This window comes from Nostoc sp. MS1 (assembly GCF_019976755.1).
Classification (GTDB): Bacteria; Cyanobacteriota; Cyanobacteriia; order Cyanobacteriales; family Nostocaceae; genus Trichormus.
Window position 1 is genome coordinate 297,152 of the sequence record NZ_AP023441.1, and the last position, 22,791, is coordinate 319,942.

At 41.4% G+C, this 22,791-nt stretch carries 17 protein-coding genes; 7 read left to right on the forward strand and 10 right to left on the reverse strand.

Annotation, left to right across the window (positions count from 1 at the left end; all coding sequences use genetic code 11):
* Positions 1–136 precede the first annotated feature (136 nt).
* From NSMS1_RS01270 to NSMS1_RS01280, 3 genes are all read left to right on the forward strand, one after another.
* Positions 137–715, forward strand: a complete 579-nt coding sequence (locus NSMS1_RS01270; RefSeq protein WP_224090285.1) for a Uma2 family endonuclease — start codon at positions 137–139, stop codon at positions 713–715.
* A 139-nt stretch (positions 716–854) separates the two neighbouring features.
* Positions 855–3,287: a phenylalanine--tRNA ligase subunit beta gene (gene pheT, locus NSMS1_RS01275; RefSeq protein ID WP_224090286.1), complete on the forward strand. Its 2,433-nt coding sequence runs from the start codon at positions 855–857 to the stop codon at positions 3,285–3,287.
* Positions 3,288–3,414: 127 nt separating this feature from the next.
* Entirely contained in the window at positions 3,415–3,684 is a 270-nt protein-coding gene (locus NSMS1_RS01280; protein WP_224090287.1) for a YciI family protein, read from the forward strand.
* An 86-nt stretch (positions 3,685–3,770) separates the two neighbouring features.
* Here NSMS1_RS01280 and NSMS1_RS01285 read toward each other — a convergent pair whose 3' ends face one another.
* The 5 genes from NSMS1_RS01285 to NSMS1_RS01305 form a co-directional block, all read right to left on the reverse strand.
* Positions 3,771–4,019 (reverse strand): hypothetical protein, encoded by a 249-nt coding sequence (locus NSMS1_RS01285; RefSeq protein WP_224090288.1) that lies wholly within the window; start codon positions 4,017–4,019, stop codon positions 3,771–3,773.
* A gap of 27 nt (positions 4,020–4,046) precedes the next feature.
* Positions 4,047–4,871, reverse strand: a complete 825-nt coding sequence (locus NSMS1_RS01290) for a hypothetical protein (protein WP_224090289.1) — start codon at positions 4,869–4,871, stop codon at positions 4,047–4,049.
* A 165-nt stretch (positions 4,872–5,036) separates the two neighbouring features.
* Positions 5,037–5,813, reverse strand: coding sequence for an RNA polymerase sigma factor SigF (locus NSMS1_RS01295; protein ID WP_224090290.1), 777 nt, complete (start codon positions 5,811–5,813; stop codon positions 5,037–5,039).
* A 1,051-nt stretch (positions 5,814–6,864) separates the two neighbouring features.
* Positions 6,865–7,698, reverse strand: a complete 834-nt coding sequence (locus tag NSMS1_RS01300; protein WP_224090291.1) for a photosystem II manganese-stabilizing polypeptide — start codon at positions 7,696–7,698, stop codon at positions 6,865–6,867.
* 92 nt (positions 7,699–7,790) lie between these two features.
* Positions 7,791–7,928: a hypothetical protein gene (locus NSMS1_RS01305; protein ID WP_224090292.1), complete on the reverse strand. Its 138-nt coding sequence runs from the start codon at positions 7,926–7,928 to the stop codon at positions 7,791–7,793.
* 385 nt (positions 7,929–8,313) lie between these two features.
* Here NSMS1_RS01305 and NSMS1_RS01310 point away from each other — a divergent pair, with 385 nt between their 5' ends.
* Complete coding sequence (locus NSMS1_RS01310; RefSeq protein WP_224090294.1) at positions 8,314–8,670, forward strand: hypothetical protein; 357 nt, start codon at positions 8,314–8,316, stop codon at positions 8,668–8,670.
* Positions 8,671–8,718: 48 nt separating this feature from the next.
* Here NSMS1_RS01310 and NSMS1_RS01315 read toward each other — a convergent pair whose 3' ends face one another.
* Both NSMS1_RS01315 and NSMS1_RS01320 read right to left on the reverse strand, forming a co-directional pair.
* The gene (locus NSMS1_RS01315) at positions 8,719–13,701 is read right to left on the reverse strand and encodes a hypothetical protein (protein ID WP_224090296.1); all 4,983 of its coding nucleotides are present in this window, start codon (positions 13,699–13,701) and stop codon (positions 8,719–8,721) included.
* A gap of 118 nt (positions 13,702–13,819) precedes the next feature.
* Positions 13,820–15,151: an ATP-binding protein gene (locus NSMS1_RS01320; RefSeq protein WP_224090298.1), complete on the reverse strand. Its 1,332-nt coding sequence runs from the start codon at positions 15,149–15,151 to the stop codon at positions 13,820–13,822.
* A 352-nt stretch (positions 15,152–15,503) separates the two neighbouring features.
* Between NSMS1_RS01320 and NSMS1_RS01325 the strand changes: the two genes are divergently transcribed.
* The 3 genes from NSMS1_RS01325 (at position 15,504) to ftsZ (ending at position 18,702) form a co-directional block, all read left to right on the forward strand.
* The gene (locus NSMS1_RS01325; protein WP_224090300.1) at positions 15,504–16,346 is read left to right on the forward strand and encodes a cell division protein FtsQ/DivIB; all 843 of its coding nucleotides are present in this window, start codon (positions 15,504–15,506) and stop codon (positions 16,344–16,346) included.
* A gap of 599 nt (positions 16,347–16,945) precedes the next feature.
* Positions 16,946–17,299, forward strand: coding sequence for a hypothetical protein (locus NSMS1_RS01330; protein ID WP_224090302.1), 354 nt, complete (start codon positions 16,946–16,948; stop codon positions 17,297–17,299).
* A gap of 119 nt (positions 17,300–17,418) precedes the next feature.
* Complete coding sequence (ftsZ, locus tag NSMS1_RS01335; RefSeq protein ID WP_224090304.1) at positions 17,419–18,702, forward strand: cell division protein FtsZ; 1,284 nt, start codon at positions 17,419–17,421, stop codon at positions 18,700–18,702.
* A 405-nt stretch (positions 18,703–19,107) separates the two neighbouring features.
* On the opposite strand, the gene gshB is transcribed toward ftsZ, so the two are convergent.
* From gshB to NSMS1_RS01350, 3 genes are all read right to left on the reverse strand, one after another.
* The gene (gshB, locus tag NSMS1_RS01340) at positions 19,108–20,121 is read right to left on the reverse strand and encodes a glutathione synthase (RefSeq protein ID WP_224090306.1); all 1,014 of its coding nucleotides are present in this window, start codon (positions 20,119–20,121) and stop codon (positions 19,108–19,110) included.
* Positions 20,122–20,224: 103 nt separating this feature from the next.
* Entirely contained in the window at positions 20,225–20,488 is a 264-nt protein-coding gene (grxC, locus tag NSMS1_RS01345) for a glutaredoxin 3 (RefSeq protein WP_224090307.1), read from the reverse strand.
* A gap of 184 nt (positions 20,489–20,672) precedes the next feature.
* Complete coding sequence (locus tag NSMS1_RS01350) at positions 20,673–22,706, reverse strand: hypothetical protein (protein ID WP_224090308.1); 2,034 nt, start codon at positions 22,704–22,706, stop codon at positions 20,673–20,675.
* Between the last annotated feature and the right edge of the window lie 85 nt (positions 22,707–22,791).

The window sequence follows — 22,791 nt, forward strand, 5'->3', positions numbered from 1 at the left end:
TACGAGACGCTCCGCGTTCGCGTAAACGTCTGTCTCCGACACGCTCCGCGAACGTAGAGAATGTAGAGAAGGGAATATAGCCCTCTGCCTTTCTTGATAAAATTATGTTGACAGTAGACATTAAGAAACAGAGTTTATGACCATAACAGTCAACAGACTCACATTAAAAGAATATCTAGCCTATGATGATGGTACAGATATTCGCTACGAACTTGTGGATGGAGAGTTGGTAGAAATGCCACCCGAAACTGATAGGAATAACTTAATCTCTCTCTATTTATTGACCCAGTTTCTCAAGTTTGTTCCTATTCAACTTATCCGCCATAAAGATACAGAACTGGTAGTTACAGGGAATAGAACTCGTGTACGGCTACCAGACTTGATGATACTGACACAGGACTTATTAGAAGCGCTCGCACTCGGACGAGCTACAATAACTTCTGATATGCCTTCCCCAGCACTTGTAGTAGAGGTAGTTTCCCCAGGAAAGGTAAATGAAGATAGAGACTATCGCTACAAACGCTCTGAATATGCTGCACGAGGTATTCCTGAATACTGGATTGTTGACCCTGATAAAGCCAAAATTACTTTACTAACTCTGGTAGATGGACTGTACGAAGAAACGGTATTTCAAGGAACAGACGCTATCATCTCCACAATCTTTCCCATGCTTGATTTAACCGCAGCCCAAATATTAAATGCCGGACAGGCGTAAAACTCTGACATAAACATATTTTTGGTTCTGCCAGTAGGACGTAGTAGGATTGTTCAGGTGTGCCTAGCATAGTGATTCATTTACAGTTAGGCGACCTAAAATTAGAGCAAAAGACGATTCCTCAAACAAGCACACTCAAATGCGTATTTCTTTAAACTGGCTGCGGGAACTAGTAGAAATAAAACTTAGCCCAGAAGAACTAGCCCAAACCCTAACAATGGCTGGGTTTGAAGTTGAAGATATTGAAGACCGCCGCACTTGGGCAGATGGCGTTGTTGTGGGGAGAGTGCTTGAACGTCAACCCCACCCCAACGCTGATAAGTTAAGTGTTTGTCAAGTAGATGTCGGTGCAGCCGAGACATTAAATATTGTCTGCGGCGCTGCTAATGTCCGCGCAGATATTTATGTCCCCGTCGCCACCGTCGGCGCTTATTTACCTAACATTGATTTAAAAATTAAACCCGCAAAACTGCGTGGTGTTCCTTCTCAGGGCATGATTTGTTCCTTAAAAGAACTCGGTTTACCCACCGATGTAGATGGCATCCATATTTTCCCTCAAGAAAACCTCACCTTGGGTAGCGATGTTCGCCCCTTGTTAGGTTTGGATGATGTAATTTTAGATGTCACCGCCACTGCTAACCGTGCAGATGCCCTCAGTATGGTAGGTATAGCGCGAGAAGTGGCAGCTTTAACAGGTGGAAAATTAAGTATTCCTGAACCTGGGGAAGTATCTTTATCCAGCACCACCGGGAAGTTAGGTTTAAAAATTGCCGATACTCAAGCCTGTCCTGCTTATATTGGTACAGTAATTGAACAGATAAAAATAGCCCCTTCCCCTGAATGGTTGCAGCAGCGTTTACGCTCGGCTGGGGTAAGACCCATTAGTAATGTAGTTGATATTACTAACTATGTATTGTTGGAATGGGGACAACCGTTACACGCATTCGACCAAGAGCGATTAAAGTCCGTTGCTAATGCCGATAATTTAACTATCGGTGTGCGTTTTGCCAATCAAGGGGAAACACTGAAAACCCTAGATGGACAAACTCGCAACCTAACAACACAAAACTTATTAATTACAGCTAACGATAAACCTGTAGCTTTAGCCGGAGTTATGGGTGGTGAAGAAACCGAAGTTCACGACGGTACGCAAAGCCTAGTTTTAGAAGCCGCATTATTTGATTCTGTCGCCATTCGCCGTTCTTCTCGTAGCGTAGGGTTACGTAGTGAAGCCTCTGGCAGATATGAACGCGGCGTGAACCGTGCAGAGTTGGAGACAGCTAACCATCGCGCCTTATCCCTAATTAGTGAATTGGCTGGTGGCGTAATTGTCCATCGGGAAATCTCTGATACCCGACCCGATCGCTCAACTTGGAGCCATTCAATTATATTGCGTTTAGACCGCGTGAATGAGGTACTAGGCCCCGTTAATTTTGGTGAGACTGGCGAAGTAGAAGCAGCAGATGTAGAACGCATCCTCACAGCTTTGGGATGTCAGCTAACACCAGCCGGAGAAGGTACTTGGAATGTTACCGTCCCACCCTACCGTTACCGCGACTTGGAACGGGAAATTGATTTAATCGAAGAAATTGCCCGTCTCTACGGTTACGACAATTTCTGTGATACCCTCCCAGACAAGGCGGAAGCTGGTTATTTACCCGTAGACCAGGAATTAGTGCGGAAATTACGGGCTTCCCTACGGGCGGAAGGTTTGACAGAATTGATCCACTACTCCCTAGTTAAGCCAGGGGAAGATAGACAGATAGTTTTAAGCAACCCCCTATTTGCCGAATATTCAGCCTTGCGTACCGATTTACTTTCTGGGTTAATTGATGCTTTTCAATACAACCTCGAACAAGGTAACGGTTCCCTCAATGGTTTTGAAATTGGGCGGATTTTCTGGCAAGAAGAAGACGGCTTGCAAGAAAAAGATGCGATCGCAGGTATTATAGGAGGCGATACTACCGTTGGCAAATGGTCAAAAGGTGGTCGGGAACAACCCCTAAATTTGTTTGAAGCCAAAGGTATCTTAGAAAGCGTCTTTCAGCAATTAGGTATTTTAGTAGAATATCAACCCGATTGTCGTGATCATCGCCTGCATCCAGGACGCACCGCCTCATTATGGATTGGTGGTAACAGATTAGGTGTCTTTGGTCAACTCCATCCCCAACTACGCCGCGACAAAGGTTTACCCGAATCAGTCTACGTGTTCCAGTTGGATTTGGATGTGTTGTTAGATGCCTTGGACAAAGATGAAATTATTGTACCCGCATTCAAACCTTACTCTACCTACCCCGCCAGCGATCGCGATATCGCTTTCTTTGCACCTGTCAAAGTCTCCGTCTCAGAAATCGAGAAAGCCATTAACAAAGCTGGTAAAGGCCTACTAGAGTCCGTAGAACTATTCGATGAATATCGCGGCGAAAACGTCCCCCAAGGACAACGGAGTTTGGCATTTAGACTAGTATATCGAGCAAGCGATCGCACCCTCACAGATAACGAAGTCGAACCAGTACACAACAAAGTGCGTGAAGCCTTAGTAGAAAAATTCGGCGTGAATTTGAGAAGTTAACCAAAAAGAAGTGATGAGTTGATATTTCACTCATCACTTCTTTATTATTAATTTTGCGGAAAGTTGCGGTGCGGGGGTTCCCCCCGTTGAGCAAACTTTCCAAGACGAATTTTGAATTGGTATTACTATGCCTAAATATATTGTGTGGGGAACTTATTGTGACGACGTTCTCGAAAAGCGCACCCCTTACCGTCAAGCGCATTTAGATGGACTAGCAAAACAAAAAGAATCAGGTGTACTCATCACCATCGGCCCTACTAAAGATGTCACCAAAGTCTTTGGTATTTACGAAGCCGAAACAGAAGAAACTGTACGTCAGTTAATTGAAAATGATCCCTACTGGCAAAATGGTATCTGGACTGAATATTCTGTAAAAGAATGGATTCAAGCCATCTAGCATTTCCCACAAGGATCATCAACCTTAACTGAAACGTCATAAAAAGTGAAAAATCTGGTGTTGTAGATATGACTTATCCAGCCAAATCAACCAACACCATAACGATTTTTATAAAATGACAAAATTTGCTCTACACGTTGCCGACTTTCGGAGTTAGCTTTTTCTGTCCAACACAGAGATATACTCTCAATTTGGCTTTGATAGTAATCAAACTGTGAGGATGATTGAGGAATTAGACTCACCTCTACGCCTTCGACTTGACGCAGATGAGCGGCTATCTCTCGATACACCGCCAACGGTAAACCAGCAAATTCAATTTTTTCTTTAGTCTCCATCTTTACGAGGCTCCAACAGCAGGAAGATTAAGTTGTAGGTGTTCCCACTGAAGCCGGAGTACCAGCAGGGTTTGTATTCCCTGGTGCTGCTCCGACAGGTGCTTCACCTACGGTTCTGGCAACTTCAATACCATATTGTTCCAGAATTACAATCGGATTGGAACCTGCATTCATTTCAATTCGTTTTACTAGCAAACCATTTGCTAATCTTTGTCCTGCTTGCACATAACGACTGGCAACTTCGTTAGGTATTTTGATAATAGCTTGGGGTTCTCTACCAACAATAACTACACCTGTCACCATCACTGCTCTAGCCAAATCAGGTTGTGCTGGTGGGGGTAATACCGAGACTAAAGTGGGATTAGGCACGATTTGAGGTAGAACTTTAGGTAAAACTGGCATCAAAGTAGGACGCGGTTTTACAGCAACTAATTTCTTACTGGTAGTTGCAGTTGTGTTAGTGTTCGGATTTACCTTTTGTGGCTTAACAGCAGCAGGTAAAGGAGGTAAAGAAGGAACTACTTTGGAGGGTACATTTGTTGGCATTTCGGCAACTGGCTGTCCCATAATGCCAGCAAAGGGGTCAACTCGTCCTTTGGTAACGATATTTACCCGCTCATTGCTATTAGTCAGTTGAATTAAATTAGGAGTCGTAGAGGCAACTTTTTCAGGCACTTTAGCTGATACTACCGGATTACTGAAAGATTGAGCCTTGGCTGGCGCTTTCGCTACAGGCGCAGCAGCTGGGGGGGTAGGGGTTGGAGTAGCAGCTTGTTGTGTATCCTCCGAAGAACATCCGGCGATCGCCACTGTAACAATAGCTGCAAGTAAAATTTTATATTTTCTGCCCATTAGCCGTTCTCTCAAGCTATAGGAAACTGCGATTTACAAAAATCAAAAATGCCTGTTTGTAATTCAGGCATTGTTGTCGTTTCCTTTATAACCTAATTTTTCAAATTTCAAGAGTTGTTTTTGGCACTAATATTTCCGAATAAATGCTGATGACTTAACAGCAAGTTAATCATCCACTGCACACATGAGATTCTTTAACAAGTCCAGTCCTTTTTTGACTCTTCTAGAAACTGTGACTACACTAATTCCCAAGTGTTCGGCTACTTGTTTTTGCGTCAAGTCTTGCAAGAATACACACTCTAAAACTTCACGAGTGCGTTGTTCTAGCTGGAACAATGCTTGTTGTAAACGGATTTGGTCTTCTTGTGCCAACTGAAAGCTACGATAGTGGCTGTCAGGAACCAAGTCTCCCAAACTAGTAGCACCCTCTTCACCATCCTGCACAGGTACATCTAAACTCAAGGGAGCGCGATTTACCCAGGCTAATTTTATTTCCTGCCATTCATCCGGCGAAATTTCCAATGCTGTTGCTAATTCTGTGTCGGTTGGTTGGCGGTTATACTGTTCTCGTAAGGAACGGGAAACACCTATAGCTCGTTGTTGTATCGCTAAGTAACGCCGAGGAATCCTCACTGTTACACCCTTATCACGTAGGTAGTGTTGAATCTCGCCGCGAATATAGGGAATAGCAAAAGAGCTAAAAGCGTGACCTTTAGAAATTTCAAATCTTTCAATAGCTCTAATTAAACCTAAACAACCAACTTGAACTAAATCATCGTAGCTTTCTCGGCATTGATTCATCCAGTAGTGAGCTTCTTTCCTCACCAATCCAAAATTAAGTTGTACCAGTTGATTACGAATATTTTCTGAGCGAGATTGCTGATATTCTCGTAACAACTGCCAAATTTCGTACTTTAGTTCGTTGGTAGCTGCTGTAGGCATAGCATTGCATTATTAGGGAAATAATTATTTGGTTAAACGCTCTTAAATGAACTTGCTAAGAGTTACTCTCCATCTTTGGAGGTCACTGGGTATTAAGAAAAATTGCATATCTACTGTGAGAACTTTGATCAACTCACGGTTTGTATAATCAAAATGCCAAGTATCTAGCAACTAAGCAGAGTTTCACTGAGCAAAAAAAGGTTTTGTATTTGTTATGGGTTTTTGGTATTTTGTGTCGCTTTTTTAGAGCGACATACAGACAAAATATAAAATTTTTAGTTAAATTTAAAACCGAGATTGTACTTAACTTTGTAGAGAAGTCTTTAGGCTGAATTTCTCAGATATTCTTGACTATAGGAACTCTAAGTTCTCAGTAAAGATACTAGTAAAATCATGGTAAATTCATCTAAACTTTAAAACTTACAAGTGAAAAAAAGTAAATAATGATATGTATGAAAATTTTTGAGAAATATCAAATGTAGTCGGAGTGACATGTCAAAAACGCATCACTACTGAAAAATCAGCAGAAAAGTTTATATATTGTTATAAATAGCTTTTAAGGTGAGTGTCATAACCCTCACCCTCAGTAACTTATTCTTTGATATTAGAAAAATATTTAGTTAAGTAGCTCAGTGTTAAAAATTATCGCTATGGCAAGGCAGGAGGCAGGAGGCAGAAGGCAGGAGGGAAGAGGGTTATAGCTTTATTTACCTTTCTTAACTTAGTTTTGTTTTTTCCCACCGACTTACTTAACTTAACGCCAAATGAGTCTTAGAAACTGCCTTTGCAGGTTAAAAACCTAATTCTTTGTTAGTTTGCATAGGCATAAAAAAAGGGCTAGAAGCCCCTCTCTATTGTCTGCTTTTTACCAGATATGGAACTATATTGTCTCTCAGTCCTTGTATTGGCTAGATTCTATCAACTTGAAAATTGCTTAATTAAGCGAATAGCTAACCCATACATGCCTACAAAATTAAGGGAATATGGGTTAACCTTTCACAAGGAACTTGAGTATATGGACAAAAATTGGTTCTACGTGAATCAAGAGAATTTAAGCACGGCTGGGTTCAACACGAGCGTAGAATATTCCCCGAATCTTCACTTCTTTAGGTTCATCAGCACCTAAATCTGTATCAGAAGGCTGTTCGCTCTCAAAAGTACCAGCAATTTCTCCACTAGCACTATCAACTTTAGCTACTTGGAGAGAAATTTTGCCTTTGAGAATTTCTGCACGCTTAATGTTAGTACGGGTGAGGTCTTCATTATCAGCTTGAGCAGGAAGAGCAACAGCATTATCGTAGCCGCTAGTAACACCACGACCTTTAGGATCTAAGAATGCAGCACCACGATAAGAAGGTACTTTGAATGTACCTTCAAAGTCTGTAGAAGTGTTGAGACTGGTTAAATTGGGTTGTGTCTGAGCAACTAAGTTCTTGATAGTGAAGAGGAAAGGTACTCGTTCGCCACCAGGTAATTGCACAGTAATGGCTTGGAAGTCAAGACCATCAGTTTCTACAAAAGTCAAGCTGTTATCATCATTGAACTTAAGATCACCTGCTACTTGGTCAATGGTGGATGTGTATCTGGTTAACAATTTACCAGCGACAAATTCTGCTGATTGACGTTTATTAGCAGGTTCTTCTTTGACGAAGAAGTTAGTTGGTTCTAAGCAAAGTTCTTTGATGACGTAAGACTGGCTAGAATCCAAGGGAATTGAGCCACGGCTTGTTTCTGTCAGTTGAGGACATTTGTTAGCCAAGCCAGTGCCACGAATTTGTTCGTAAGTCAGTATATCTTTGCCACTAGCAGCTGGAGCATCACTACAAGCAGTCAGTAGCCCCAAGCACACAGCCAAGAATGCAACAATTAAAGCGCGATACCTCATGATCAACCTCAATGTCAAAAATCGATATATAAAGGGTTTAGGCATAGGGATAAGTACATTTTGCGCCAAAGTGGCATCACTACTTACCTCAATTAACGCGAAGATTTGTTTTGACTTCGCGCTGTGCTAATGCCACAAGCATCAGCAGGTTCGCCCAAGTCGTTCTGTATTATGTATGTGTTACCACGAAATACAGCCGATCGCTTTATTAGGGAAATCAGCCAGATCATACGATTTTTTTTAACTCAAAATCAAAGCACTCTAGTCTTGAGTAGCTACCGTTGATCCCGTCAGGCTTCTTTTGAGTCTGTGAGAAACGTTACTGCGTCACTTTAGTATTAGAAAGCAGGAGGCAAATCAATTCAAAATTCAAAATTCGTCTTGGAAAGTTTGCTCAACGGGGGGAACCCCCGCACCGCAACTTTCCGCAAAATTCAAAATTAAGAATTTCTCAGCACGGGCTGAACGCCCCGCTTCCGCTAAAAGTACTCAGAACTTTTAAGCTAGAGAGCAGGGTAAAAATCTCTTGAGTATGCCTGTAAAGTTGTATTGAGGCAGAAAAGACAGCTATATTCGGTAAATTTAAGTAAACTTTATCTACACAAAGAGGATTGCATGAGCAACAACGGTACTACAGAATCAGGGCAATTATCGGAACAGTTACATAAGATTACAAATGTAGTGCAGGATGTTGCTAGAGGTTGCCAAGGAAATACTACGGCTCTTTTACAATTGCTGCGTCAGTTGGAGCTATTACACAGAGAAATTCGTGATGGAACATTTCAAGAGAGTTTGCCTAATAATCGTCAGCAACTCTACGCTTTGCTAAAAGACATTGAAGCAGAAGGAGGTTGGCCTTACATTGAACGTATGAGGTTGCAAGCTTTTTTAAGAAATTTGTTAGCAGCAGAGATGGAAGAAAACAACCAAAAGGATGGCAGTCATGATTTATTACGTGGCGATCGCTCTTGAAGTTAGTACAGTCATAATAAACAACTAACAGCACTAGCCCAATAAATTTTACAGATCATCCTTGATATCATCACAAAGTGAGCGATCGCGCTCGTCTACATTGTTATTGTGTTTGAGATAGTTATTGACCCAGCCACAACCACGAGTTAGTAGGTCATCAAGATGTAAATTCCATAAAATAATTGTGCCGTCATCACTAGCTGATGCTAATGTTTGCCCATCTGGGCTAAAACTGACGCTTAACACAGGCGCACTATGACCGTTGAGGGTTTTAATCAATTTGCCCTCACGGCTCCATAATTTGACTGTGCTGTCCCAATTAGCAGTAGCGAGGATTTCACCATTAGGACTAAAAGCTACGGCATTAACACTGTCGCTGAGTCCTTTTAAAAGGGTTTGGATCAAAGTTCCGTCTCGTCGCCATAACCTAACTGTGTTGTCCCAACCCGCAGAAGCTAACAATTGTTCAGTGGGGCTAAAGCTGACACCTAATACCCAGCTATCATGGGGAGCGAGAGTTTTAATTAAACTGCCATCTCGTCGCCACAGTTTGATTGTTTTGTCGTTACTGGCAGAAGCTAAAATTTCTCCATCGGGGCTAAAACTGACGCTATTTACTCGTGCTTCATGCCCTTTTAAGGTTTTGAGCAGACTACCATCACGATTCCACAGTTTAATTGTGCTATCTCTACTAGCTGAGGCGATTAAACTTCCATCTGGGCTGAAGTTAACACTGGTGACAGCATCATTATGACCAGGGAGAGTTTTGAGGAGAGTCCCATCAAGTCGCCAAAGTTTGATGGTTTTATCTTCACTGGCAGACGCTAAGATTTCGCCTTTGGGATCAATACTCACACTGTGAACCATAGCAGTATGATCCTCTAAAACTTTGTAGATATGAGCATCAAGCTTGCCTTTACCTAATTCTCGTCGCCATAGCCTAATGGTGCGATCGCGGCTTCCCGAAGCCAATATCTGCCCATCAGGACTCCAAGCAATGCTGAGAACGCGATCCTTATGTCCTTGGAGAACTGGTAGTGTAGGTGCGGCCAAACTCCACAGTTTTACACTTTTGTCATAGCTTCCTGAAGCCAGCATTTTATTATCAGGACTAAAAGCCACGCTAACAACAGCATCACCATGTCCCTTAAAGGTCTTGATTAATTCGCCAGTCTGACTCCAAAGGTTGATAGTGTTGTCATCACTGGCAGAGGCTAACTGTTTGCTGTCAGAACTGAAACTGAGGCTCCAAATTGTACTGGTATGTTGTTGTAAAGTTCTGTAAAGATTGACTTCTGGACTATTTTTATTAGTGCCGTCCCATTGCCACAGTTGAATTGTGTTGGCGCGATCGCCTGATGCGAGTAATTTACCATCAGGACTAAAGGTGACAGATGTTACACCCTGTCGATGCCCAGATAGAGTTTTCACTAATCTGCCATCTATCCGCCAAATTTTCACGGTCTGATCCTCGCTACCTGATGCCAGAAATTGATTATCTGGGCTGAAAGTGACCCAATTTACAGCATCTTGATGCCCTTTGATGGTTTTGACTAAGCTACCATCTCGATGCCAGATTTTGATGGTTTTATCTTTGCTGGCAGTAGCGATTAATTTTCCATCAGGGCTGAAGTTGACGCTATAAACAAAATCCTGATGTTTTATCGGCTGTTGGGCTGCTGGTTCGTATTTGCCCGTAGTTGGATTTTTCTGCCAAAGTAGCACTGTTTGGTCGAGACTAGCTGACGCTATGGTCTGGCCATCAGGACTAAAAGCAACGCTAGTAACTGCACTAGTATGTCCTTCTAGAGTTTGAAGTAACGTCCCGTCAGAACGCCATATTTTGAGCGTTTTGTCAGTGCTACCTGATACTAACAGTTGCCCATCAGGGCTGAAAGCCACACCCCAAACAATATCGGTGTGTCCCTCCAAACGATTTAACTCAGTGACTCCATAAACTGCCTGCTGCAAAGCTGTCACTACGCGCATGTGAGTTTCTGGATTGACTTCTTTGGCTTGTTTGAGTTTTTGCCAAGCCCTTAAACTTTCTAATAAGGCATCAAATTCTTTGTTAGAAGAAAATAGAGCTTCACTGGATGCAGCGATCGCGCTAATTTGCAAATTGGTTTCGCTAGTTTCAGCACGGGCGGTTTGTAGCTCGGCGGCTTTTTTCTGCATATCAGCTTGCCACCATAAAGAGGCGATCGTCCCACCCATAACCGCCAGCATAATACCTGCTGCCCGTGCTTCTCTTAATCTACGCTGCAACACAGCGTTGAGATGTTCTTGCGATAATTTTTGCGCTACTTCTGCTTGGTTTTTTTCCGATTTGACTTTTTCCAATTCGGCAATAATGCCACGGTCATTTTTTTTGCGAATTGGTTGGACTAAATAGTCATGTACTAGCTGGTAGCGATCGCCTAATTCTTCTCGCCAACACAACACTAAACCGGAACCGACTAAAATTTCTAAAATTAATTCCCAGCATGATTCAAAGTCTGGCTGAATATCAATATCTTTTTCTAAAGCTAGAATCAAATCAGACTTAGTTTTGAGAGGGCGTGTACCTTTTTCATCAGTTAATTCATACAATAATTTCCAACTTAATTCCTCATTTTGTTGACCGCAATCTCTAATAACCTCCTCTAACCAGCGTTCTATGAGTTTTTTTGTTCCCCCACAAAGTTTATATTTTTCTAGCGTTGTAATATTTTCTGCTTGTAGCTGTGCGCCTACTATTTGTAACTCAATAGGATTAACTTCTCCATTTTCTCCGGCTAGATCCTGCACCAACTCTTGAATTAAGTCATCCTTAACTTCATATTGAGATGTTTTGGTAAAATAGCGAATAATGCCGATAGCATCATCACTAGAAAACTTACCTAAATAGTAGCGAATATCTTTATCTAAAATATTTCGGTTAATAACATCTAAATCATGAAAATTGTCAGGTTGAGTCTTATCCCAACGTTCAAAATCTAGTAGATAATGGAGATAGTCTTCGCGGATAGAAATAATGATTTTAACGTAAGGAATATTTAAACACTCACTAAAAAACTGATAAAAATCTAGTTTTTGCTGAAAGCTACTGACAAAGAAGAACTCTTCAAATTGGTCAAAAATGATAATTATGGAGTGGTTGCGTGTAGTAGCAGAGCGCAGTTTATCTAAAAGAATAGTTGGTGTTAATTCTAGAGAACTTGATATATCTAACGGCGCTAACGCATTGTAAAAACTACGTCCAAAAGTTGTGATCCAATCAGTGTAAGCAGATATCACAATAGGTAATGCTACTCGCTCACCGATGAGTTGGTTTTTTACAGTCGGTAATAAGCCAGCTTTGAGTAGTGAACTTTTTCCAACGCCTGAATGCCCATGTACTACTGTTAGTTTATAATCAGCACGGGTGAGCCTTTCAATTAAACGGTTGACATCTTGCTGTCTTCCTGATGCAGCTATTTCATGAGCAACTTCCTCTGGGATGAAGGGGATGTTTTGGGGTTCTAAGACTGAGTTGATTTTGTAACGTTGTGGTTGTAGTTGACTTGCACCAATAAAAGCACGTAAGCCATACTGATGTTCAATTTGAATTTTTTCTTGCTTGAGCTTAAAAGCTTCTAAATATTCTTGTTTCTCAATGAAGTAGAGCGATCGCAATTCTTCTAAAATTTCTAAATATAAAAAGGGATCATACTGTAGCTCACATACTACCCTTGCCCATTCTAAGTTATTGATAGCTTCTTCCCACTTTCCTAACTGTCTCTGGGAACGAGCCAGCAGCAAAAGATACCAGCTTTCATTCTGCCGAGATTCTGTTCCTTGTTCTGTTACTGACAATGCGGTATTAGCTAATTCATGGGCTAGTATCCAATCAGAATTTGCACCTGCCACTGCTGCTAAAAAGCCATAGTCTTGAGCGATTTGGACTTGATGACCATAACTTTTATGTAGATATAAAGACTTTTGAGCTAACTTCTTTAACTCTTCCCAATCTTGCAAGCGGTACAACATTTCACAAGCTGGTGAGATAAATTTAGCAACTAAATCTTGTCTATCTCTCTCCTCTAATACATCCAAACACTGACGAAACCATAAGAGTGCATGTTGCCAATAACTATGATTAGCACTCTGATGTAAATCAGCCATGCGGCGATAACATAGTCCTAAATGAAATAGGATGATGGCTTGCCACAGTCTTTGGTGTTCATTTAATTTTAGATATTTGCTTTCATAACTTTCTTTCTTATCTTCTTGCTGCCGTAAAGCTAGGCTTCTTTGATAATGAGCTAGGGCGCTATTGATTTGATCATTAGCATATTTATCTCTGCCTAGAACAAACTCTAAACTTGCCTCTAATCCCGGTTCTAGTTGGATATTATAAGAACGGTGTAAATCATTACGGGCTGATTCGATTTCGTGGCGATGTTGCGATTTTGGTGCTAAATCAAGGGCATCGTTAGAGATAAATTTTTCCGCACCTACTTCTAAAACCTTGGCAAATAAAGATTCTGTTTGTTGGGTGATTAAGTCAATTAAGTCTTCTTGAGGCATCTCAAATTTAATCGTAGTTGCTGCCCAGCTTTTAAAATCTGGAGCCAACCGAGACAGCAGTGATGCCACTTCATCTTGTAGCCATAAGATTAAAGGAAAGGGAAAACTAGCGGCATAAATATCTCTTGATTGATTAATTCCGGTTAATAAATCTTCTAGTGCAATCACAGACTCTAAACCAAAAACCATGACGGCTGATGGTAGAGAGTCTGTAGCAACTGCTGGGTTATCTAAATGTAGTTGCGATGTGATTGTAGTGTGTAAAGCAGTAATCGAAGCTTGAAGATATAACTCTCGAATATTAATATCCTTAGCTACATCTCGCAGGATATATCGCATTTGTTCGCGTAATTGCTGATAATTGCAACGAACTAGAATTAGAGAAAACTCTCCTTTAGATAGATTGATGGCGCGAATCAGCCTTTGTAATGATTGCTCGTTATTATTGGCGATCGCTGTTGCAAGTTGCGACTGAATCATAATTATAATCTTGGTAATAAAAATCTGAGAAATCACATAGCAGAATTTAGAAAGGCTTGGTTTACCTTTCTAAATCCTGGAATTAAAATGTCAAAAAAACTATTGAAAATGCAACTTGCTACCTTGGTTGTCGCCAAGCTAGAACCTTTTCTGTCTCTGCCAAAGCTGGACTAATACCAAACCAACGCCCCACGCGATCACGGTATTCAAATAAGTACATACTTCTGAGTAAACTTTGATAATCAGATTCCCCTTTGACACTTTGTTGCTGGACTACTTCAAAGAGTAATTCCCATTGGCATTCATCAATGGCTAAAAGTAAATCGTCGCGGTAGTCTTTGATGACAGCTTCCAAACAATCACGGGAAAAGGGTGGATCTTGGCGTTGGAGGCAGCTGTAGAGTAAGCCCAGTAAGTTCCGAATATGTCCACCGCTAACACGGCACAAACGGTCTAGGGTTTCTGTTTGCTCAAATAATTCTGTAACGAGTTGTTGTCTTTGCTGAGTATTAACTTCTGGGAAAGCCCGCGCTAGTACCAACTGACGTAGCAATGACATTCCTGGTTCATAGTCGTTACCATCCCTTTGCCGCACTAGCACCATTGGTAATACTTTCGGTGCAATACCCCCACCTAAGCGGTTTTTCAGGGTTTCGTACTCGCTAGAAAAAATTAAGGCTAGAGGAATGGTGTATACTACGTGACACTTCAGCCTACGTAGCTGTTCGCCTCGATCAATAAATAAGTATTCTGGTTGCGTCCGTCCTGATGCCACAGGACGCATATCTACTCGATCTAAGTTATCTACAATGACTACTAAACCTTTTTGACCGCGCCGCTTTAACTGTTCTACAGCTTTTTCTAAAATTTCTTCATTAATCGCTTGCAGAATGCTATTGGTGCGGGGTTCTAAATACTGTCTGAGTTGATTACGTAACTGAGTGCTATCTTTCGTTTTGGCTGTAATTTTGGCAATTCCTAGAGAAAATTCTGCTTCACCACTAATTTCTATAGGAGCATGTAAAAATTCTCCTATTTCTTGAAATAAATTGGTGAAGTAACCAGGTCTGAGTTTTATGCCAATGGCTTCTAAACTGACACAGACTTGACGAGCTACACTCAACAAAATATCGCTAACGTCAATATCTGCCATATCTAAGTCTTGACTAGACTCAAAATAGACTACGTGAAATCCAACTGCTTCTAATTCTGCTTTGAGGCGTTGTAATTCTGTGGATTTTCCGCAGCCTATGTGACCTGTAAATAACTGGCAGGTTGGTTCATCGGGAGAAATACGGCTGACAGTACGTTGCAGTTCCTCAACAATCTTGCAGCCACGCACATCAGCAAAATCGATATAGTATTGGCGGTCAAGCATCACGCCCATGTTGAGGGTGTAACTAGGGTTACATGCTTTGTAGAAGCGTGACAAATTGATTGTATTTCCCATGCCCAGTAGTAGATGCTTGTTTTTATGTTTTTTTATGTACTAATTTTCTCTTACTATTAATGATTTTTTCTAAGGGCTATTTCGGAACTTTGTTTGAAATAATTGCAAATATAGCTACTAATAGCTTAAGTATACTTACAGCAGAATTATAAAGATGAGATTATTCTTCCGAAAATAGATTTTGCTTTTTTGAGGAAATTTTTGTTGGCAGGATACATAGAAGTTGTGCCATTATTCTCATGTGGTTGCTGTAAAGTTTTACTAGCAAGTCAATTTCAGCTACTTGGCTACAGTGAACAAATTACACAAAACTAGTTAAAAAATTCGTAATCAAAGCAATAAAGAGGTGTTGATGCCAGATATAGTTTCAGTTAGCCAAACAGAATTAGCTCAAAGGCGGAAAAAATTACGCAGACAGCGCCAGATGAAAATTATTCAAGCTATTTGGCGGACTTTGGCGGTTACGGGTTTGGCAGGTGGTTTATTGTGGGTGGCGCTACAACCGATATGGGTACTAAAAACCCCTGAACAGGTGTTGATGAAATCTGGCAATCAACCACTGTCAAAAGAAGCGATGAAGTCTCTGCTACATTTATCTTACCCTCAATCTTTATGGCGGATTCAACCTGGCGCGATCGCTGAGGCTTTGAAGCAACAGCCAACTATTGCTCAAGCAACCGTCAACCGTCGTCTTTTCCCACCAGGACTAATTATCGAAATTGAAGAAAGAATACCTGTAGCAGTGGCTCAAAGGACTCAAGCACAGTCTAATAATACAGGTAACAAAACCACTACAGGTCTAATTGATGCCAATGGAGTCTGGATACCATTAGAAAAATATAAATTGGTAAATCCGCAGATCAAACTGCCTAGTCTCAAAGTAACAGGCTCACCAGAACAATACGCTCCCTACTGGCGAAAACTTTACCCCTATCTCAGCCAAAGTTCTGTAAAAATTACAGAAGTTGATTACCAAGATCCTAATAACTTGATTATCAAAACCGAATTAGGCAAAGTTTATTTTGGAGCAATTACTAGTCAGTTACCCGACCAGATCAATTTATTAGCTCAATTGCGTCATATCAATACAAAATTAAATCCGGCGGAGATAGACTACATCGATCTCAAAAATCCTGAATCTCCTTTAGTACATATGATCCAAAAACCAGAGCCAGTGAAGGCGGAAACTCCTTAACATTGTGTCAAAAATTCCTCATATATTAATAAATTTTATTTTTGTAAATCGATATAATTGTTTACTTTAATGTTTTTGCAGAGTTGCAAAACTAATGGCGATCGCAACTTACGTAAACGAAGAATCATTTGGTACTTATTATTACTGTAAGTTATTGTTGAGCAGCAAGTTTTGAATCCTTGGTAGAGGTGGGAATCTCTTATGTTAATGACTAAAAAGCTTGGTAGGCTTAAATAGTGTTGTCATTAAAATTATATTTAGTCACAAAAAGTAACAAACTGACTCATAAGTCAGGATTTTCTTCATTACCTATGAAGTTTAGGGATATATAACGCACAAAAGCCTACTTTTTTGGTTAGTGTTAAAATTATCCCCAATTTGGAAACCTATCAACTATATTATTAAGGCAGTGAACACTTCCTGTAGCTTCCCTATACAGATGAAGCGCTCTGCTGAGAACCTTTAGTTATGTTATTACTTATATTTTTATTGAGTGTATGTTTAATTGCCTAGAGTTAGCCATTAATACTAATTATGCCAGAGTCGAAACATCATATACTCAGTATATTTTTACATATAAAAATAGCAAACTATACAAAATGTTATCAGTGTTTAATGCTATTGCTCAAAGAAATAACACTATTAAAGGTCAAATTAACTACCAAATAAAATCTTTAACAGAAGTGTTAGCTGGGCATTCCATATACCAACGGTATACTAGGCAAAAACTACAAAGAGGAGAAAATATTAATAACTTGTGGAAGTTATACAGATCAATTTTCAGTAAATGTATGTATACTTCTCTAGAATTAGCTGTACGCTCACCTGTGGTGAGCAAAACGTCATCTCTATGTTCCCTTCTCTTAAAGGATCTGCGTCAACAGGCTACTGCACCATCAATTATGAGTGATGGCTTGGCTCATGGCAGACCTTCACACTTACAATCTTGTTAAGGTTGGGAGGAGTGAACACAATAGAGAACAGTGCGAAAATTTTCAGCACCGTCAAACTTATAGTTGACTCCTAGATGCGCAACACCTAAAAAGTCGTTTATCTACCTTTCACAAATCCAATGACACTTGATAATAACCAAGAACTTACTTATAGAAATTCCCAATCGATGGGACAACCGAGCTTATCACTGGCGGTGAACTCCGGTAATCCCTTTAATCACTCAGGGCTGAATTTTGGACAAAACAACGATAGTAAAAAGATTTCTGTGGAAAGTAGTCGTATTGGTGAGATTGTTCCAGGACGAGTTGCCAACATCAAAGTAATTGGTGTTGGTGGCGGCGGTGGTAATGCTGTGAACCGCATGATTGAGTCAGATGTTTCTGGTGTAGAGTTTTGGTCAATTAATACTGATGCTCAAGCTTTAACTCTAGCCGGCGCTCCCAGCCGTTTACAAATTGGGCAGAAACTTACACGCGGTTTAGGTGCAGGTGGTAATCCTGCAATTGGTCAAAAGGCTGCTGAGGAATCACGCGATGAAATTGCAACAGCGTTGGAAGGTGCTGATTTAGTATTTATAACGGCTGGGATGGGCGGCGGTACTGGTACAGGTGCAGCCCCCATTGTCGCAGAAGTAGCCAAAGAAATGGGCGCTTTGACGGTTGGTGTAGTAACACGTCCGTTTGTATTTGAAGGTCGTCGTCGTACCAGTCAGGCAGAACAAGGTATTGAAGGTCTTAAAAGTAGAGTTGATACTTTAATTATTATTCCCAACAATAAATTACTGGAAGTGATCCCAGAACAAACCCCAGTTCAAGAGGCTTTCCGCTACGCCGATGATGTCCTACGTCAAGGGGTACAAGGGATTTCCGACATTATCACTATCCCCGGTTTAGTAAACGTAGACTTTGCTGATGTGCGGGCTGTCATGGCAGATGCGGGATCAGCCCTGATGGGTATTGGCGTAAGTTCTGGTAAATCAAGAGCTAGAGAAGCTGCGATCGCCGCTATTTCTTCACCACTACTAGAATGTTCTATTGAAGGTGCTAGAGGTGTTGTTTTCAACATCACTGGTGGTAGCGACCTCACCCTACACGAAGTCAACGCCGCCGCAGAAACAATATATGAAGTAGTTGATCCCAACGCCAACATTATTTTTGGTGCGGTGATTGATGACAGATTACAAGGAGAAGTAAGAATCACCGTCATTGCTACTGGTTTTACCGGAGAAATACAAGCAGCACCTCAACAAAATACCTCAAATCCAAGGGTAGTATCAGTTCCCCCAAAACGAACATCACCACAAACACCAGCCGTCAATCCCCCAGCAGCTACTCCCGAACCAAAAGAAAAATCTGGATTAGATATTCCTGATTTTCTCCAAAGACGGCGACCAAAAAATTAAGCGGTTTCAGATTTGGGATTATTTAAAATTTATAGTCTCTAGTCAAGCTAAATGCTTTATAAAAACTGCTAATTATCAAGTTGAGCCAGAGGTGCTTTTGTGATCTCCGGTAAATCTTGATGCTGTTAAACATAAATTGTTAGTATTCAAAAAATAAATACACTTGGGCAAGAGTCTATTGACTTTTTTGTCCAAATGTGTATTAAAAACCAAGATAGAAATTAGGTTTATAGCCATCGCTGGATAGATGAGCATACAAACTAACCAGCAAAAAATCCCAAGTAATACCAATTCTCCAAAATTCAGCAATACATACAAACTCCCAAATCCTTGCCAAATGAGGCTTTCTTAATTTTGAATTTTGAATTTTGAATTGGTATAACTTCTAAACTTGTACCTCATACCCTACTTTTGATTCTGTTCTACCCATTGAATTACTTGATGAGCCAGATGAGTTCCATCTAGTCTGTCAATTTCGCGTATCCCTGTGGGGCTAGTAACGTTAACTTCTGTCAAATAGCCACCAATAACATCAATACCTACAAAGATTAGCCCATCTCGACGTAAATTAGTGGCGATTTGGCTACAAATTTCTTGCTCACGGGGAGTAATTTCCGTTTTGGCGACTGTTCCCCCAGTTGCCATATTATTACGGAAATCGCTGCTACTTGCCAAGCGATTGAGAGCGCCAATAGGTTCACCATTAAGTAAAATAATCCGTTTGTCTCCTTCTTTCGCCTCTGGTAAATAGGTTTGTACCATTACAGGTAATCGACCTTGTTGGGTGCTAAGTTCAACTATGGAGTTAAAATTGCGATCGCCTGCTTGTAAAAATAAAATCCCTTCCCCAGCTTTGTTACCCAAGGGTTTGAGAACAGTAGCGCCTTTAGCTTCCACAAATTGGCGGATAAATTGTTTATCAGCACTGACAATAGTTTCGGGAATTGCTTTGGTAAACTGGAGGGCATACATTTTTTCATTGGCCCTACGGATACCATCAGGATTATTAATCACCAAAGTCTTGTTTTGGTCGATGTAATCGAGGACATAGGTAGCAAAAAGGTAAGCATCATTTACTGGTGGATCTGTCCGCATAAATACGGCATCCATCGTTTCTAAAGAATTGAAAGTGCGATCAGCTACGCTGGGCGGAACGCCATCGCCTCCGGCGGGGCGTAGCCCATCGCCTAACTTATACCAAGGATTTGTTGCTACCCAACGCCCTTCAACTAACTGTATGGGTACTAGTTCTACCCGATGTAATATAGCCCAAGCTTTGCTGTTTACCACACTCAACCAATTCGCTTGAGTCACCCAAACTTCATGTCCTAAAATTTGTGCTGCTTCCATCAGTGCCACACTAGTATCATGACATGGGTCTAACTGATGAATGGGATCAATAATAAAAGCCAGTTTCACGCCTTTTGCCTCAACGCCAGGAATTACTCTGATAAATTATCCCCCGATATCCTGACAGATTGATAACTACTGTTGAGGGAAAAAGCGTAAATCTGTTCCATAATTAGCCAGATGCTAATAGCTCGTCTAGTTTACCTTTACTTTCCAGAGCATGGATATCATCACAACCACCTATATGGCGATCGTTGATAAAAATCTGTGGTAGTGAGCGTCTACCATTAGCTCTCTGAGACATTTTAGCCCGTGCTTCCTCATCCCCATCAATACCATATTCAACAAATTCCACACCCTTCTTGTTCAGCAAATTTTTAGCTCGGATGCAGAAAGGACAAGTTGCCCAAGTATAAATTTCCACTTTAGCTGCCATACATTCCTCAGTTTAATTTCATACTCCTTAATTCTCAATTTTAGAACTTTGCTAGGTCTTGTGGTGAGTTAAGGGCTATCTTCCTATGTTGGACAAACAATTCTCTAAATAAGAAATTGGGTTGAGAAGTTTTAATCCACTCCTCAACCCAGAACTATTGATGTTAGTTACTCAATGGTTTTGTTTACGCCTGTGAGTCATCCTTTTTGTTTTTCTTCCTAATTTTCAAAGCACCTGCTGCAAATAGTCCTAAAGCTGCTATTGTACTAGGCTCTGGAACTTTTCTGGGTTTTGGTGTTGGAGTAGGCGGTTGATAGTAGGGGGTTGGGGTTGGTGTTGGGGTTGGTGTTGGTGTTGGGGTTGGTGTTGGGGTTGGGGTTGGGGTTGGTGTTGGGGTTGGTGTTGGTGTCGGTGTTGGGGTTGGTGTTGGTGTCGGTGTTGGAGTCGGGGTTGGAGTCGGGGTTGGAGTCGGTGTTGGGGTTGGAGTCGGTGTTGGGGTTGGAGTCGGTGTTGGGGTTGGAGTCGGTGTTGGTGTTGGTGTTGGAGTCGGTGTTGGGGTTGGAGTCGGTGTTGGGGTTGGAGTCGGTGTTGGTGTTGGTGTTGGAGTCGGTGTTGGGGTTGGAGTCGGTGTTGGGGTTGGGGTTGGTGTTGGGGTTGGTGTTGGTGTTGGGGTTGGTGTTGGGGTTGGGGTTCTTACAGCCCATTCCTCAAAGCCACCATCATTACCAGTAAATTTCGAGTACAGGTAAACAAACTGGTTCGGGCCTGTAAATAGATCGTCAGGAATGTTTGCCAACATATCATAGCGACCGCTACCAGGATTAATATCTTTCAGTGCAATGGTATTGTTACCATTTGCGTCTAGGTCAAACACCTTGGTAGCATTCGCACCAAAACCATTAGTGGTGGAAAAATTAGTCAGATTTCCGGCATTACCAAGGAAAATCTGTAACATATCTAAGTTGATCGAGCTTTTTTTATCACTATTTGGTTCATTGATATCTAGAATGAACTGGCGATAACGTATCCCATTGATGTCTACGACAGGTACAGCACTTAACAACAGAGAGCGAGTGAAGTTAGAATCTGTTTTCTCATCAAACTGCACACTCCGATAATCTGTGTTGTAACCTTGCTCTGTATCTTGATTGGTGTCAATTCGCAAAAATGAATTAATCAAGCCAGTACCAGCAGGATCATTATTACTAATTTGTTGAAATAAAGCATTATTGATAGATCCTGACGAACCTTGATTAGTCAGATTTAAATTTATTGGAGTTGGTGTGGGTGCGGGTGTTGGCGCGGGTGTTGGTGCGGGTGTTGGTGCGGGTGTGGGCGCGGGTGTTGGTGCGGGTGTTGGCGCTGGCGTTGGTGCGGGTGTTGGCGCTGGCGTTGGTGCGGGAGTTGGCGCGGGTGTTGGTGCAGGTGTTGGTGCTGGTGTTGGCGCTGGTATTGGTGCAGGTGTTGGTGTTGGCGTTGGCGCTGGTGTTGGCGCGGGTATTGGTGCTGGTGTTGGCGCGGGTATTGGTGCTGGTGTTGGTGTTGGCGTTGGCGCTGGTGTTGGTGTTGGCGTTGGCGCTGGTGTTGGTGCTGGCGTTGGTGTAGGTGTTGGCGCTGGAGAGGCTATTCCAGCCAGTTTACTACTGCCATTACGACTAGAGTTGGCAAGCCCTACACTTGTTACACGCAAACCAAACTCCTGACCATAAAACTGGTCTAGAGTTAAAGGTAATGAACTGTTGGACAGAATAAAGGTTGCTACTTGAAAGTCATCTTTGCCGCCTTTTAAACCATTTTCACCAATTTCTATACCATATTCAAATTTATGGGTATTTCCATCACCGTTTAGATTGGCATTACCAACGCTTTCAAGCTGTCCAGCAAGATTAAATGCAGTCGTTGTTATGGGTGTGCCATTTAAACCTGTAACTGTGAGACCAGATAACAGATTGTTGTTTTTAATATCGAAGAAGATTCCGCGTATGTCGCCGATATTATTATTGGTTGCGTTAGGGACAATTTCTACCTTAAACTGAACTTTTCCAGCACCCGCTATTGTGTCATCCAGCGTAAATTTAGCTTGTAACGGGTCGCCAGTAAAATTAGTAATGTTAAAACTCATCGAAGCTGCATTGGCTTGAGAGATTTGCCCAGCCATAACTACAGCTAATGATGACAAACCACAGGTTAAATAACCTATTATTTTTTGTGTATTCATTTGACCCACTTACTTATAAACTCCTTTAAAATGCCAAAAGCCTCAGTGAAATTGCATTTCAGCAGCAAAAATCCCTTCAAAATCT